This window comes from Ancylobacter oerskovii (genome assembly GCF_018390555.1).
Classification (GTDB): domain Bacteria; phylum Pseudomonadota; class Alphaproteobacteria; order Rhizobiales; family Xanthobacteraceae; genus Ancylobacter; species Ancylobacter oerskovii.
Genome location: NZ_JAHBGB010000002.1, coordinates 305,635 through 321,215 on the forward strand (window position 1 = coordinate 305,635; position 15,581 = coordinate 321,215).

Here is a 15,581-nt window from a genome sequence, read left to right on the forward strand (position 1 = left end):
CATGCTGACAAGTTCGACCGACCGGGCGGCGGTCATCGCGGCATATTTCGCTGAAACCGAAAAGCTGATGGGCCGCCTCACCGAGGTGGGCGACGAGGTGGCGCAGGCCGCCGACGCCTGGATGGCGGCACTCACCAAGGGTGGCAAGGTGATCTTCTGCGGCAATGGCGGCTCGGCCGCCGACGCCCAGCATCTCGCCGCCGAGCTGATGGGCCGCTTCCTGTTCGACCGCGAGCCCATGGCGGCGCTCTCCCTCACGGTGGACACCTCGGCGCTGACCGCCATCGGCAATGATTACGGCTACGAGAACACCTTCTCGCGCCAGCTGCGCGGCATCGGCCGGGCCGGCGACGTGCTGGTCGGCATGTCCACCAGCGGCAACAGCGCCAATGTGGTGAAGGCGTTCGAGGCGGCGCACGAGATGGGCATCGTCACCATCGGCCTCACCGGCGCCAATGGCGGCAAGATGACGGCGCTGTCGGACATCCTCATCGCCGTGCCGCACGGCCAGACCAACCATATCCAGGAAGCGCATATCGCGGTCGGGCACCTCATCTGCGCGCTCGTCGAGTCGACCCTGTGCTCTCCCAAGCGCTGATCCTGTGCGGCGGGCTCGGCACCCGCCTCGGTGAGCTGACGGCCACCACCCCCAAGCCGATGCTGCCGGTCGCCGGGCGTCCGTTCCTGGATCACCTGATCCAGGAGGTCGCCCGCTACGGCATCACGCGCATCGTGCTACTGGCGGGCCGCTTCGGCGACCAGGTCGTGGAAGCCTTCCACGGCCGCGAGCTTTATGGCGCGCGGATCGAGGTGCTGGTGGAGCCGGCGCCGCTCGGCACCGGCGGCGCGCTCGCCTTCGCCGCCGGCGCGCTCGACGACGACTTCCTGCTGCTGAACGGCGATTCCTGGATCGACGCCGATCTGGTGCGCTTCGCCGCCGCCTTCCGCGCGGCGAAGGCCGCCGAGCCGGACCTCGCCGCCCAGATGCTGCTGCAGCAGGTGCCGGATGCCGGGCGCTTCGGCAGCGTGACGCTGGACGGCCACCATGTCCGCGCCTTCCTGGAGAAGAGCCCGGAGCGCGCCGGCAAGCCCGGCCTCATCAATGCCGGCGTCTATCTGCTGACGCGGCAGGTGCTCGACCTCATCCCCGCCGGCATTGCCTGCTCGCTGGAGGCCGACGTGCTGCCGCGCCTCGTCGCGGCCGGGCGGGTGGCCGGCATCGCCGCGGCGCCGGGCAGCTACTTCATCGATATCGGCGTGCCCGAGACCTTCGCCCGCGTGCAGGAGGAACTGCCGCGCGTGCGCACCCGCCCGGCGGTGTTCTTCGACCGCGACGGCACGCTGAACCGCGATGCCGGCTACACGCACCGCGTCGAGGATCTCGACTGGATGCCCGGCGCGCGCGAGGCGATCGCCCACGCCAATACCGCGGGCTATCTTGTCTTCGTGGTGACGAACCAGGCCGGGGTCGCGCGCGGCCGCTATGACGAAGCCGCGGTCCTGGCCTTCCATCGGGCGATGCAGGGCCAGCTCGCCGACATTGGCGGGCATATCGACGCGCTGGAATATTGCCCGCACCATGTCGAGGGCACCGTCGAGGCCTATCGCCGCGACTGCCGCCGCCGCAAGCCGGGACCGGGCATGATCGAGGACCTCCTCGCCGCCTGGCCGGTCGATGCGGCGCGCAGCGTCATGCTCGGCGACACCGAGGCGGACATGCAGGCGGCGGCCGCGGCCGGCATCCGCGGCGTGCGCTATCAGGGCGGTTCCGTGCTGGATCTGCTGCGACAATCGATCTAGTTTCCGAGGCACGACATGTGGATCAGCAGAACCCCCCTGAGGGCCAGCTTTCTCGGCGGCGGCACCGACTACCCCTCGCATTTCCGCTCGCATCCCGGCGCCGTGCTCGGCGGCACGATCGATAAATACGTCTTCATCCAGGCGCTGCCGCTGGCGGCCATCGCCGAGCAGCATTTCCGCGTCACCTACCGCACCACCGAGAGCGTCGACCGCATCGAGGACATCCAGCATCCGGTGATCCGCGAGGCGCTGAAGCTGCACGGCTGGACCGCGCCGCTCAACATCGCCACCATGTCGGACCTGCCGGGCTCCACCGGCCTCGGCAGCTCCTCCTCCTTCACCGTCGGCTTCCTGAACCTGCTCAACCGCATGCGCGGCATCGAGCTGACGCGCTACGAGCTGGCGCGGCAGGCCATCCACATGGAGCAGGACATCCTCAAGGAGAATGTCGGCGTCCAGGACCAGATCCACGCCGCCTTCGGCGGGCTGGCGCGCTACGAGTTCACCGGCGACACCTTCTCCATCGAGCCGCTGCGGCTGACCACCAGCCGCCTCACGCTGCTGAACAGTTCGATGCTGCTGGTCTATACTGGCGGGCAACGCAGCGCGTCGGTCGTGCTCCAGAACCAGGATCAGCGTACGAAATCGGGCGCCAATGAGAGCTATCTGCGCGAGATGTACGAGATGACCCGCATCGGCGCGTCCCTGCTCGAATCGCCGGGCGACGACCTGTCGACCATCGTGCGCTTCGCCGAGCTCCTCGATCACGGCTGGCAGCTGAAGCGCCAGTTGGGCTCGTCGGTGTCGAACTCGGCGATCGACGAGCTCTATATTCACGGCAAGGAACTCGGCGCCTGGGGCGGCAAGCTGCTCGGCGCCGGCGGCGGCGGCTTCGTGCTGTTCCTTGCGGATCCGAACCTGCACCCGTTGTTCTCGGAGCGCTTCGGCCAGGGCAACGTCGTCAAGGTGGCGCTGACCAATGGCGGCTCCACCGTAACCCACATTCCCTGACGCGCGGCGGGCCGGCGGCGCGGGTCGCGCGCCGGGGCCAGCGGCGGAACGGGGATCGGCCTGTCCGCTTCCGGTCGATCGCAGACGCCGACAACGACGTGCCAAAGGACGTGCCATGAGCAAAGGCCGCATCATCCTCATTCCGCCCGCCGCGCCGGGCAGCAAGGGCGATGAGGGTATGGTGCGCGGCGCGCTGGAACTGTTCCGCGACCATCCCGTGGTGATCGTCAATCCCGCGCCGGAACGCATGTGGCTCGACCATCTGGCGCTCCAGGACGAGAACGGCACCGTCGGCGAGGCGCCCGGCCCGCTGCGGGATTTCGGCGGTCGGCTGGAGGCGGAAGACGTCCTGTTCCTGCTCGGGGCCGACGTCCTCGACGGCACCTGCGGGCTCGAACCCAGCTTCGAGCGGCTGGATCTCGCCACCGAGGCGCTGTTGCGCGGCTTGCCGGTGTTCGCCTCCTGCTCGTTCCGCTCGCAGGTCGCGCCGGAAATCCTCGAACGCCTGCGCCTGATGCCGGGCGTCGAGTTCCTGCTGCGCGACGACCATTCGTTGGCGAATTTTCGCCGGCAGACCGGCCTGAAGGGGCGCTACTTCCCCGACATCTCCTTCTTCTGCGCCCCCGCGCCCAGCGCCACGACGCAGGCCGTGCTGGCCGCCATCGCCGCGGCCGGGGACCGGCACCCGGTCATCGGCCTCAACTTCGCCGAGCATTCGTTCCGCTCGTTCTACGACGAGCACACCGAGGAGAACCGCCGCCTCTTCGTCGCCCGGGTGATCGAGGAGCTGGCGAACGTGCATCCGCAAGCCTTGTACGTGCTGCTGTCCAATGACGAGCGGCAGTGGGAGAATCACCCCTCCGACGCCTATTATCAGGACCTCGCGCTCGACTGGATCACCCGGAACCTCGATGCCGGGCGCGCGGTCAAGGCCCCGCCGGATATCGGTTACAGCGGCAACATCGTCGTGCTCGGTGCGGTGGACCTTCTGGTCACCGGGCGCATGCACCTGTCGCTGGCGGCGTTCCGGGCTCACACCGTGCCGCTGGTGATGATGTCGCAGGGCATCGGCTATACCTCCATCGACAAGATGCGCGGCGCCTTCGAGAAGCATCTCGGCACCACCGAGGCGGTCGTTTCCGACATCGGACGGCTCGGGGCGACCAGCGCGACCTTTCTGGCGGAGCGCCCGCACCTGCAGGCACGCCTTGCCGAGCTTGCCCTCGAACAGACATCATCAAACCTGCGGGACGTTGAACGACTCATGAGCGACATCGAGGGCAGCCGGGCTCCTGCGGCCGAAGACGACGACGCCGAGCTGCGGGCAGCGCTGGTGGCGGCGCTCGCCAGCATCGTCCGGCGGTCCGACGAGCTCGCCAGGGAGCGCACGCTCTCCGACCGGCTGCGCGAGCGCATCGATGCGCTCACCGCCGCCGCCCATGAAGAGCAGGCCAGGGCCGGCGACCTCGCGCTCCGGCTGCAGGCGAGCGAACAGGCACGGAACGAGGTGGCTGCCCAGCTCGAGGCCCAGAGGGAAAGCGTCGCCCGGCTCGGCGCGGCGCTCGACGTCTGCGAGCAGGAGTTGCAGGCGCGCGACACCGCGCAGCAGAACGAAGCCGCGACCGGCGCCAACCGCGAGCGCCAGGAGATCGACGAATTGCGCCGCCAGCTCGCCGAGGCGAAGTTCGCCGGCGACGCGGCGCTGCGCCAGGCCGAGCAGCGGATCGCCACCATGAGCACCGCCGGCGACCGGCTGGTGCGCGAGCTGCGCCGCGCCTATTCCAAGCCGTTCCGCCCGTTGCGCAAGAGCCTGGAGCGGGCGGCGCTGCGCTTCCTGCTGCTGCCGGAGCCGGTGCTGCCCCGGCGCAGCGCCTCCAGCCTGCGCCGCTCGCTGGAGAGCCGCCGGTCGGCACGCTTCCAGCGCGACTGGCTCACGGCCTGCGGCCATCTGGTCGAGCCCGACCGGCCGCGGCCGCCGGCGGGAACCTCGCTATATGCCTTCGCCCTGCGCGTGCTCGCCGCCTGCGTGGCGCCGGTCTCGATGCGCACCGCCGCGCGCTTCCGCCGCTCCGCCGACAAGCGCGACCCGGTGAAGATCGCCCAGGCGCAGCGCGACGCCGAGCTGCTGATGAACCTGAGCGCCGAGGGCTCGGACCAGGGCAAGGTCAACGAGCCGGTGGTGGATCCCCAGCGCGCCCGGCGGATCCTGGTCTCCGACTACCGCCTGCCGCGCCCGGACGTCTCGGCGGGCGAGCGGGCCACCTTCGGCGTCATCGCCGATCTCTGCACCCTCGGCTTCGAGGTGGTGTTCTGCGCCACCGATCTTTCCGACACCGCGCCCTACCGGCAGGATCTCGAGGCGCTCGGCGTCACCGTGATCACCCATGCCAGCGGCTATCACAGCGCCGGCGACTATGTGCGCGAGCACGGCGCGACCTTCGGCGCCTACTACCTCGTCCGCTTCGACGTGGCGGAAGCGCTGCTGCCGGCGGCGCGGCAGGTGGCGCCGGACGCGCTGGTGGTGCTGCACGCGCCCGACCTCTATTTCCTGCGCGAGGGACGCGCCGCCGATCTGAGCGGCGATCCGGCGATGCGCGCCAAGGCGGAGGCGACGCGTGAGCGCGAGATCGCCATGATGCGCGCCGTCGACCATGTCGTGCTGGTGAGCCCGGCCGAGCTGCCCTTCCTCGAGGCCCATCTCGACCGCGACAAGATCTCGGTCTTCCCCGCGCTCTACAGCCCGGTGGTGGAGGACCCGCCGGGCTATGAGGAGCGCAGCGACCTCTTCTTCCTCGGCGGCTTCAAGCACACGCCGAATGTCGACGCGGTGCTGTGGTTCGTCGGCAAGGTCTGGCCGCGCGTGCGCGCGGCGCTGCCGGACGTCGAGTTCCACATCGTCGGCGCCGAGGCGCCCCCGGAAGTGGTGGCGCTCGGCAACCAGCCGGGCGTGCGCCATGTAGGCTATGTCGCCGAACTCGATCCGGTGCTGGCCTGCTACCGGCTGAGCGTCGCGCCGCTGCTGTACGGCGCCGGCATCAAGGGCAAGCTCGGCGCCAGCCTCGGCGCCGGCGTGCCGTCGGTCTGCACCACCATCGGCGCCGAAGGCATGGGCATCGTCGACGGCCTGCACGCGCTGGTCCGCGACGAGCCGGAAGCCTTCGCCGACGCCGTCATCGCCCTCTATCGCGACCAGGCGCTATGGTCGCGCCTGGCGGAGAACGGCCGGGTCCTGGTGCGGGAGAATTTCGGCGAGCTCGCCAACCGCTCCTCCTTCCTGCGCATGCTGGACCGGGCGCGGGTGCTGCCGCTCGATCTCTATGTCCAGCACTGCCAGGCCGCCGAGCCGGCCGCCTTCCCGAGCTACGACGCCAGCACGCCGATCGACGTGTCGATCATCGTGCCCGCCTACAACAAATGGGAGCTCACCCGGCCCTGCCTCAGCTCGGTGCTGGTGGCGGGCCGCGCCACGGGCATCCGCTACGAGGTGATCCTCGCCGATGACGGCTCGACCGACGAGACGGTGAACGCGGCAGCGCTGTTCCCCGGGCTCCGGGTCGTCAAGGGCGAGCGCAACCAGGGCTTCCTGCTGAACTGCAAGACCGCGGCGGCGCGCGCCAGCGGCCGCCACCTGCTGTTCCTCAACAACGACACCGTGGTCCTGCCTGGCTGGCTGGAGCCGCTGCTGCAGGCGATGGACGAGGATCCCCGCATCGCCATCGCCGGCTCCAAGCTGGTCTACCCGGACGGCGCGATCCAGGAGACCGGCGCCGCGCTGTTCTCCGACGGTTCCGCGAGCAATATCGGCCGCGGGCGGGCGCGGCGCACGCCGCTCTATTCGGTCGCGCGCGAGGTGGATTACGCCACCGGCGCCTCGATGCTGGTGCGCGGCGCGTTCTGGCGCGAGATCGGCGGCTTCGACGAACGCTACGTGCCCGCCTATTGCGAGGATTCCGACCTCGCCATGACCGCCCGCGACAAGGGCCACCGCGTCGTCTGCGTGGCGGCGTCGGAGGCGGTCCATTTCGAGCACGGCTCCTATGCCGCCGAAAGCAAGGCCCGGCCCCGGCAGCTGGCGGTGAAGCACGGGAACATGCTGGTCAAGAAGTGGCGCAACACCTTCCTGATCGATCACATGCCGGCCGGCACGCCGCCGGATATCGCCGCCGCGCACGCCCAGCGCCAGCCGCCGCTGTCGGCGCTGGAACGGCGCCGGTCGGGGGCGCTGAACGTGCTCTATTTCAGCCCCTTCCCCTCGCACCCGGACAATCACGGCAACCAGGCGACCATCCAGGCCTTCGCCCGCAAGTTCCAGCAGATGGGCCACAAGGTGCATTTCGCCCTGCTGGAAAGCCACATGTACGACGCCGAGACGCTGGCGATGATGCAGGCGGCATGGGACAGCCTCGACCTGCTGCCGAACAGCTGCGGGCTCGGTTCCAGCGGCCAGCCGATCCCGTTCGACGGCTGGTACGAGGAGGGCCTGGGCGAGCGCATCCAGCTGCTCTGCGCCCGCTACGACATCGATATCGTGTTCTGCTCCTACGTGTTCCAGTCGCGGCTGCTCGACTATGTCCCGGCGCACATCCTCAAGGTCGTCGATACCCACGACAAGATGGGCGACCGCTACGAGATGCTGCGCCGGAACGGCCAGCCGCTCGAATTCTTCTCCTGCTCGCCGGAGGAGGAAGGCGCCTATCTGCGCCGCGCCGACCTCGTGGTCGCCCGCCGGGCCGAGGAGGCGGAATATTTCAACTCGGTGACGGGGCGCCAGACCGCCATCGTCATCCCGCATGTGGAGGAGGCCCGCTTCCTCGACCGCGCCTTCACCAAGATGACCGATGTCGGCATGGTGGCGAGCGCCAACCGCATCAATCTCGCCATCGCGCTGCAGCTGCTGCAGGCCATCGAGCGCCAGCTCGACGGGCGGCCCTCGCCCTTCACGCTGCACATTGCCGGCCAGGTCCGCGACATGGTGCAGGACCTCGCCCCGGAGGACGCCGAGCTGTTCACCCGTCCCTGGGTGAAGCTGCACGGCTTCGTGCCGGACATCGGCACCTTCTATGCGGATGCCGACGTCGTCGTCTCGCCCGTCACCATGGGCACCGGCATCAACGTGAAGACGGTGCAGGCCATGGCCTATGGCATGCCGCTGCTCACCACGAAATGGGGCGGCAAGGGCATCGAGACCGGCGACCCGATGCACGGGCATGAGGATCTCGATGCCCTCGTGGCCAGCCTGCTGAAGCTCGCCGAGGATCCCGCCCCGCTCTCCGCGCTCGCCGAGACCAGCCGGCGGCGCTACCAGGCCTTCTACGACGCCAGCATCCGCGCCATGGAAGGCATGTTCGCTTCCGTCGAACGCTAGCGCGACGCCGGCCGGAAACGGCTGGCCCGGCCGCTATCGCGGCCCCGGCCCGGCTTCCCTGCGCGGGGCGGCGGCGGCGATCTCCGCCGCCAGCCGTTCCACCTCTGTCCAGCGCTCCCAATCCGCGGCGATCGTCCAGCCGGGCCGGCCGACGCGGGCGAGCGGCAGCCGGTAGTGGAAGGCCGGGCGTGGCCGCACCTTGCCGGCGAAGCGCGGCAGCGACGTGCCGGCATGGAAGTGCAGCAGCAGCGGCAGCAGATCGAGCGAGCGCTTGCGGGTGGGATTGGCGGCCAGATAATCGTGCCGGAAGGTTTCGAGATCCGGCCAGTAATCGGGCGCCAGCACGCGCCGCACATAGGCGGGCGGATAAGGCGGAGGGGCATGAAGGCGGGTCAGCACGCCCTCGCCATTCGCGCGGCGAAGTTCCGGCTCCAGCGTCAGGAAGGCCTTGAAGGTCGCGACGATCTCCCGCTCGTCCTCGCTTGGCTGCGCGATGTTGAAATGCAGCCCCAGTGAATCGAGAAGCGTCGTTCCATCGCCGGATGCACCGGCCGCGCGGAGCGTGGCCACCACCTCGTCCACGCCGTCGAGCTCGGACCGTTCGAGCGGTCCGATGATGATCTCGCGCGGCACGAAGGGCGCCAGCAGGCTGCCCAGCGCCGTCGTCAGGCGCCGCGGCAGGCCGGCCAGCGGATTGCCGGCGCCGCGACCGGGATGGACATGGCGGACGTCGAGTTCGACGCGCATGGCGCCGAGGCGGCTGCCGATCAGATGGAACGCCTGCGGATCCTCCTCCACCAGTTGCCCGCCGAAGCGGCGCTCCAGCGCGAAGGCCGCATCGCGGACGGAGAGATCGACGAACTCGATCTCCACGCCGACCCGGCGGGACGAAGTCTGGGAGGCATTGTGCGCGATCGACGACACCTGCGAGGTTGAAACCGGCATCGGCCATGCATGGACCGGGGTTGCCGCAAGGTCAACAAACCGGAAGCCGTATCGGCGGGCCGCGGGCCCTCGTCCAGCCGCAGGCCAAGCCCCGAATGGCTTCCGGGCGCTGCCGCTCCGCCATTTGCGGGGCAGGCCGGCTCAAGGAGTCGTGATGATCTTCGGCGTGCCGCAATTGGGCGGGGTGCAATCGGGCGTCGGCATGTCGTTCACCGATCCCGATGGCGCCGTGCCGGTGGACGGCACCTGCCGGACCGGCGGCGCGGGAGGCGCCGGCATGACCGGCGTCGGCTCCGCCTGCGACGGCCGCTGCAGCGCGGGATTGCCCGCCGGCGGCGCGGAGAGCGCCGGCGCCGAGCTGTTGCCCGTCGAGGGGCCGGCGGTCTGCGCCCCGGCGAGGCCGCCGGCGGCCAGCACCAGCAGCGCCCCGGCGACGAAGGGGGTGAGAAGGGGTCTGTCCATGCGATCCTCCCTGAGGGGGAGGAACGCCGCAGCGGCCGGCCTGTTCCAAGGCGAAACCGCCCGCCGGCCCGGCCGCCCGCGGCGGGCGCGGCGGGTGAAGAAGGCGGCCGGGCTATTCCGGCAGCGTCTCCTTGAGCGCGTGGTAGCGGCGCAGGAAATACATCAGCCCCTCGCGCGTGCCGGCCTCGTCGAGGCCCACCACCTCGCAGAACAGCACGTCATGCGTGCCTACCTCGACGAAGCGGGAAATGCGGCAGTCGAAGGAGGCCAGCGCCCCCACCAGCACCGGCGCGCCGGTCACGCCCGGCCGCCACTGACCGGCCTGGAAGCGCTCGGACGGCGGCACGCGGCCGCCGAAGCGGTCGGACAACTCCTGCTGCCCGGCCGCCAGCGTGTTGACGCACAGCACCCCGTTGGCATGCACGATGGCACTCGCCGAGGAGCCGCGGTTGAGACACACCAGCAGGGTCGGCGGATCGTCGGTGACGCTGCACACGGCGGAGGCGGTGAAGCCGTGGCGCCCGCCGGGGCCGTCGGTCGTCACCACGTTCACCGCCGCGCCGAGCCGTGCCATGGCGTCGCGATACGCCTGACGCTCCACCGGCATCGGCGTCGGCGGCTCCGGCACGATGTCCCTGTGCTGGCAGGCTCCCATTGCGATCTCCTCGTCTCCGCGCGACATGGTCGTGTCGGCTCAGAATTCGCGCAGATTGTCGCGCAGTAGCTGGTGCTTGTACTGCGTGCGCACAAGCCCGCGCGCCTGCAGCTCAGGCACCAGCCCGTCGCAGATCTCGGTGATGTAGCGGCGCGAGACGCGCAGCACCGGGGTGGTGATCAGGAAGCCGTCGCCGCCGACCTCCTCCATCGCCTCGCCCATCTTCTGCGCCACCTGCGCCGGGGTGCCGATCAGCTCCATGGAGGAGACGAGCCCGCCGCCGCCCGCCGCCGCCAGCTGGCGCAGCGTCTTGCCGGAGCCCCATTGCTGGAACTTGTCGAGCGTGCCGGATTCGCCATTCGTCACCAGCTTTTCCGGCAGCGGCTTGTCGAGGTCGTACTTGGAGAAGTCGATCTCGGTGATGGCGGAGATCGAGATCAGCACGTCGGTGACGAAATTGTCGGACATGGTGACGTTCTCGTAGCGCGCGCGCGCCTCCGCCTCCGTCTCGCCCAGGCTGGGGCAGATGCAGAAGAACACCTTGATGTCGTCCGGGTTGCGGCCGAGCTTCTCGGCGCGGGCGCGGATATCGGCGCGGAACGCCTTCATCCCCTCGACGCCGTTCGCCACCGAGACGATGGCGTCGGCATGCTCCGCCGCGAAGTCGCGGCCGCGCGGCGAGGCGCCGGCCTGCAGGTACACCGGGCGGCGCTGCGGCGAGGGCACGGTGTTGAGCGGCCCGCGCACCTTGTAGAACCGGCCCTCATGGTCGACGGTATGCACCTTGGAGCCGTCGGCATAGATGCCGTTCTTGCGGTCGAGCACCACCGCGTCCGGCTCCCATGAGTCGAATAGCTTGCCGACCACCTCCATGTACTCGTCGGCCATGGCGTAGCGGTCCTCGCGCGGAGGCAGCTGGTCCATGCCGAAATTCTTCGCCATCAGGTCCTCGGCGGAGGTGACGACGTTCCAGCCGAAGCGGCCCTTGGTCAGGCTGTCGATGGTGGAGGACAGCCGCGCCAGCATGAAGGGCGGGTAGGCCATGGTCGACATGGTGGCGACGACGCCGAGATGCTTGGTGGCCATGCCCATGGCGACGGCGAGCGGCGCCGGGTCGGCCTTCGGCACCATCATGGCGTGTTTGAGCGACAGGTCGCGCGAGGCGCCGTAGGTCTCCGGCACCATCAGCTTGTCCTCGATCATGATGAGGTCGAAGCAGGCGCGCTCCATCGCCTGCGCCATCTCGATGTAGAACTGGCCGTCCCACGGATTGCCGCCCTGGCCGAAGGGTTCGCGCCATTCGTCGGGCGTGAAGTTCATGAACCAGGCGAGGTGGAAGCGCTTGTCGGCCATTTTCGTCAGTCCTTCACCAGTGCCGCCGCGGAGGTGCCGTCGGCGGGCAAGAAAGCATCGGGAACCAGGGTGAGACGTGCCTTGGCGCGGTCCGCCTCGAAGCGGCGCGAGTCGCGCACGATCCGGCACTTCGTCTCGTAGTCGGAGACGATGGTGGCGCCGAAGCGCTCGGGCGCCTGCGGATCCTTGCGCGGCCGCTCCACCGCGATGACGCGGGTGCCGAGCAGGAACGCCTCGGGCAGATCATGCGTCACCATGACGATGGTCATGGCGTTCTCTTCCCACAGCTCGCTGACCAGCTCGTGCATCTGCTTGCGGGTGCCGGGGTCGAGGGCGCCGAACGGCTCGTCGAGCAGCAGCACCTTCGGCTTCATGATCAGCGCCTGCGCCAGCGCCAGGCGCTGCTGCATGCCGCCGGACAGCTGGGCGGGGTATTTTTCCGCATGCTCGGCGAGGCCGACGCGGGTGAGCAGCGCCATGGCGCGCTCCTCCACCGCCCGGCGGCGAGCGCCGAACAGCCGGCCGAGCAGCGGGGACGCCGCCCATTGCGGGCCCATCATCACGTTGCCCAGCACGGTGCGGTGCGGGAACACCGAGTAGCGCTGAAACACCACGCCGCGATCGGCGGTGGGCTCGGGGGCGATCGGCTCGCCATCGATCAGGATGCGCCCGCGCGTCGGGGCCTCCTGCGAGAGCAGCATGCGCAGGAAGGTGGTCTTGCCGGCACCGGAAGGGCCGATCACCGCGAGGAATTCGTGGTCGTCGAGCGTCAGGTTGATGCGCTCGAGCACGATATGCTCGCCATATTCCTTCCACACGTCGTCGAAGATGATCTGGGTCATTCAGGCCGCCTTGATCCGGTCCCAGGGATAGGCGACGGCGGCCACTTTCCGCAGGGCATAGTCCATCAGGAAGGCGAGCAGGGTGATCCAGGCGACATAGGGCAGGATCACGTCCATCGCGAGATAGCGACGCACCAGGAAGATGCGGTAGCCGAGCCCGCCCTCGGCGGTGATCGCCTCGGCGGCGATGACGAACAGCCAGGCGGCGCCGAGCGAGAGGCGCACCGAATCGAGCAGGCGCGGCATCACCTGCGGCAGGATCACCCCAGTGATCATCTGCCAGGTGGAGGCGCCCAGCGTCTGCGCCTTGACGATCTGTTCGGTCGGCAGCGAGGCCACGCGCAGCATCACGTCGCGGGTGATGAAGGGGGCGATGCCGAACACGATCAGCACGATCTTGGAGAGTTCGCCGAGCCCGAACAGGATGAACAGGATCGGCAGCACGGCCAGCGGCGGGATCAGCGAGAAGGCGGCGAAGAACGGCTCGAAGGTGGCGCGCAGATAGGGCACGAAGCCGACGAGGATGCCGAGCACCAGCCCGATCAGCGCGGAGATGCCGAGGCCGAGGAACAGCCGCTGCAGGCTCAGCCAGGTGTCCCACCAGAGCAGGTACTGCTTGGTGGCGATGTCCAGCGTGGTGCCCAGCCTGACCATGCTGGCATAGAAGGAGGCGAAGCCCGGCATCAGCTTGTCGGCGGGATCGATGGCGAGCCGCGCGCTGGAGCCGAGGAAATAGACGCCAACCAGCAGCACGAAGGGCAAGGCGGCGAGGATCACCTTGGCGCCCGAGCTCGGCGCATAATTGATGATGCGACGCATGGATCGGCCTTTCCTGGCGGTAGATGGGCGAGTTCGCCCTCGTACTTCCTTCATCCCTCTCCCCGCCCGAACTCGGCTGCTGCCGAGTTCGGTTCCGGCAAGGTCGAAACCGGAAACATCCGGTTTCGACGGAGAGGTGGCCCGCGAAGCGGGTCGGTGAGGGGCTCTAGCGATTAGGAAGCCAAGTAGCCCCCTCACCCCACCCCTCTCCCCGACGGGGAGAGGGAGTCGACGGCTTCGCCGAGTTCGGTTCCGGCGAGCGGGACGTCGGCCCCCGGCTTCGGCGGAGAGCCGGCCCACGCAAGGCCTCTTCCGCTTCTTTCTTTCCCTCTCCCCGTCGGGGAGAGGTGGCCCGCGCAGCGGGTCGGTGAGGGGCTCTGGCGATTGGGAGCCGGGAAGACCCCTCACCCCACCCCTCTCCCCCACGGGGAGAGGGAGCCTGCGGCTTCGCCGGACTACAGCCTCAGAGCTTCCCGTCGGCGGCGAGCTTGGTGAAGGTCGGGTTGATCCGCATCTTGATGTTGGCCTTGTCGCCCAGCACCGTGCCGTCGGCGACCTCGATGCCGATGCTGTCGACGCTGGCGGCGCCCTGGCCGAACAGGCCCTGCGAGAAGCAGAACTGGCGGATGCTGTCCCAGATCTTGGCGTTGTCCGCCGCGGTCAGGAAGGCGAGCGCCTCGGCCGGGGTATAGAAGAAGTGGGTGGTGTCGAGCTGGCTCTGCAGGCCGCCGGCATCGGTGCCCATGGCGCTGGTCATCACCGCGCGCATCTCCGCGCCCTTCTCGCCGCCGGCCTTGAGAATGCCGAGCGCCTCGTACCAGGCGCCGAGCACCGCCTTGGCGAAGTCGGGGTTGTCCTTCAGCACCTCGGTCTTGCCGACGAACACGTCCATGATCTCGCCGGGGATCTTCGACGAGTCGAACAGCACGGTGGTGCCGGCGACCTTCTGCATGTCCTCGGTCAGCGGCTTCCACGACACCGCGTGCTTCAGGTCCGGCTGCGACACATAGGCGGCGGCGATCTCGCTGTCGGAGATGTTCACCGTCTTGGTCGCCGTCGGGTCGGTGATGCCCGCCTGCTGCAGGCCGCGATTCAGCAGGTAGTGCGAAACGCTGTACTGCAGCAGGTAGACGTCCTGCCCGGCCAGTTCCTTGATGTCCTTGGCGGTCTTGGAAAGGACGATGTCGTTGCCGTTGGAATAGTCGGTGATCAGGAACACCGAGGTGTCGACCCCGCCCGCCGCCGGCATGGTGAGACCGTCCATCGAGGCGACACCCACCGCGTCGATCTCGCCGGCGATGAACTGGTTGACCGAGCCGACATAGTCGTTGGCCTGGATCAGCTCGACCTCGATGCCGTATTTGTCGGCCCACTTCTTCATGATGCCGGACGACTTCATGTAGGCCAGCGGCATGAAGCCGATATAGACCGTGTAGGCGACCTTGAAACTCTTCTTGGGGGCGGCATGCGCCGGGCTCTCGGCACCGGCGAGGACGACGGCGGCGAGGCCGGCGGCAAGCGCGGCGGCTCTCAGGAAACGCTTCATGGGCGGGGCTCCGGTCGCGGGAATACCCCACTATTAAGCGTTGACTTAATATGGCATGCAAGCCTAACAAATAAGCACGCATAGCATATGAGCAAGGCACAAAAATCGATGCTTTCGCCATCCGCCGTACAGGGGAGAGGCCCATGACCGCAAAAGCGGCACGCCGGCGCCTGCCGCCGGCCGAGCGCCGGGCCATGATTCTCGACGAGGCGCTGCGGCTGTTCGCCGAGCGGCATTATTCCATCGTGACGGTGCGCGACATCGCGCAGGTCTGCGAGATGAATGTCGGGCTGCTCTATCATTATTTCGACAGCAAGGACGATCTGGTCCGGCGCGCCCTGGAGCACGCGATCGGCCAGCTGATGCTCGGCTATGAGGAGCGCCGCACCCAGCAGCCCGACCCGCTGGCCGAACTCCTCGCCTGGCTGGAAATCCATGCCGAGATCGCCCCGACGCTGATCCGCATGGTGAAGCTGATGGCGGATTATGCCAGCTCCGGCATGCGCGACGAGGTGCTGGACGCGCTGATCGCCGGCTTCTATCGCGGCGAGCAGGACGTGCTGGAAGGGGCGCTGCGGCGTGGCGTCGAGGCCGGCCTGTTCGCCCCGCACGACGTCGCCCGCACCGCCCGCCGCATCGGCCTGATGCTCGACGGCATCTTCTTCGCCTCCACCAGTCGCGGCGACGATCGCGTCGAGGCGGACATACGCGACCTCGCCGACGTGCTGCCCGCCTGGGTCGGCGCCGGGACGGTCGCCGCCGCGCCCGCCTCCTGACGCCGCA

General features: G+C 69.0%; 12 protein-coding genes. 5 read left to right on the plus strand and 7 right to left on the minus strand.

The window, feature by feature from the left end; all coding sequences use genetic code 11:
- Position 1: 1 nt before the first annotated feature.
- The 4 genes from KHC19_RS01690 to KHC19_RS01705 all read left to right on the plus strand — a co-directional run bounded on the left by KHC19_RS01690 (position 2) and on the right by KHC19_RS01705 (position 8,176).
- On the plus strand, positions 2–598 hold the full coding sequence (locus KHC19_RS01690) for a D-sedoheptulose-7-phosphate isomerase (RefSeq protein WP_213350282.1): 597 nt from the start codon (positions 2–4) through the stop codon (positions 596–598).
- On the plus strand, positions 580–1,800 hold the full coding sequence (locus tag KHC19_RS01695) for an HAD-IIIA family hydrolase (RefSeq protein ID WP_213350283.1): 1,221 nt from the start codon (positions 580–582) through the stop codon (positions 1,798–1,800). Before KHC19_RS01690 ends, KHC19_RS01695 begins: the two co-directional genes overlap by 19 nt.
- Before the next feature lie 15 nt (positions 1,801–1,815).
- Positions 1,816–2,811, plus strand: coding sequence for a GHMP family kinase ATP-binding protein (locus KHC19_RS01700; protein WP_213350284.1), 996 nt, complete (start codon positions 1,816–1,818; stop codon positions 2,809–2,811).
- Between the two features lie 115 nt (positions 2,812–2,926).
- Positions 2,927–8,176, plus strand: a complete 5,250-nt coding sequence (locus KHC19_RS01705) for a glycosyltransferase (protein WP_213350285.1) — start codon at positions 2,927–2,929, stop codon at positions 8,174–8,176.
- A gap of 33 nt (positions 8,177–8,209) precedes the next feature.
- Here KHC19_RS01705 and KHC19_RS01710 read toward each other — a convergent pair whose 3' ends face one another.
- From KHC19_RS01710 to KHC19_RS01740, 7 genes are all read right to left on the minus strand, one after another.
- Positions 8,210–9,121 carry an amidoligase family protein gene (locus KHC19_RS01710; protein WP_213350286.1) on the minus strand — a complete coding sequence of 304 codons (912 nt, stop codon included), beginning with the start codon at positions 9,119–9,121 and terminating at the stop codon, positions 8,210–8,212.
- A gap of 141 nt (positions 9,122–9,262) precedes the next feature.
- The gene (locus tag KHC19_RS01715) at positions 9,263–9,583 is read right to left on the minus strand and encodes a hypothetical protein (RefSeq protein ID WP_213350287.1); all 321 of its coding nucleotides are present in this window, start codon (positions 9,581–9,583) and stop codon (positions 9,263–9,265) included.
- A gap of 112 nt (positions 9,584–9,695) precedes the next feature.
- Positions 9,696–10,238: a flavin reductase gene (locus KHC19_RS01720; RefSeq protein WP_246548090.1), complete on the minus strand. Its 543-nt coding sequence runs from the start codon at positions 10,236–10,238 to the stop codon at positions 9,696–9,698.
- A gap of 39 nt (positions 10,239–10,277) precedes the next feature.
- Positions 10,278–11,591, minus strand: a complete 1,314-nt coding sequence (locus KHC19_RS01725) for an NtaA/DmoA family FMN-dependent monooxygenase (protein WP_213350288.1) — start codon at positions 11,589–11,591, stop codon at positions 10,278–10,280.
- A 5-nt stretch (positions 11,592–11,596) separates the two neighbouring features.
- Entirely contained in the window at positions 11,597–12,433 is an 837-nt protein-coding gene (locus KHC19_RS01730) for an ABC transporter ATP-binding protein (RefSeq protein WP_213350289.1), read from the minus strand.
- The gene (locus tag KHC19_RS01735) at positions 12,434–13,252 is read right to left on the minus strand and encodes an ABC transporter permease (RefSeq protein WP_213350290.1); all 819 of its coding nucleotides are present in this window, start codon (positions 13,250–13,252) and stop codon (positions 12,434–12,436) included.
- Positions 13,253–13,715: 463 nt separating this feature from the next.
- Entirely contained in the window at positions 13,716–14,798 is a 1,083-nt protein-coding gene (locus KHC19_RS01740; RefSeq protein WP_213350291.1) for a putative urea ABC transporter substrate-binding protein, read from the minus strand.
- A 143-nt stretch (positions 14,799–14,941) separates the two neighbouring features.
- Here KHC19_RS01740 and KHC19_RS01745 point away from each other — a divergent pair, with 143 nt between their 5' ends.
- Positions 14,942–15,574, plus strand: coding sequence for a TetR/AcrR family transcriptional regulator (locus KHC19_RS01745; RefSeq protein ID WP_213350292.1), 633 nt, complete (start codon positions 14,942–14,944; stop codon positions 15,572–15,574).
- Positions 15,575–15,581 lie beyond the last annotated feature (7 nt).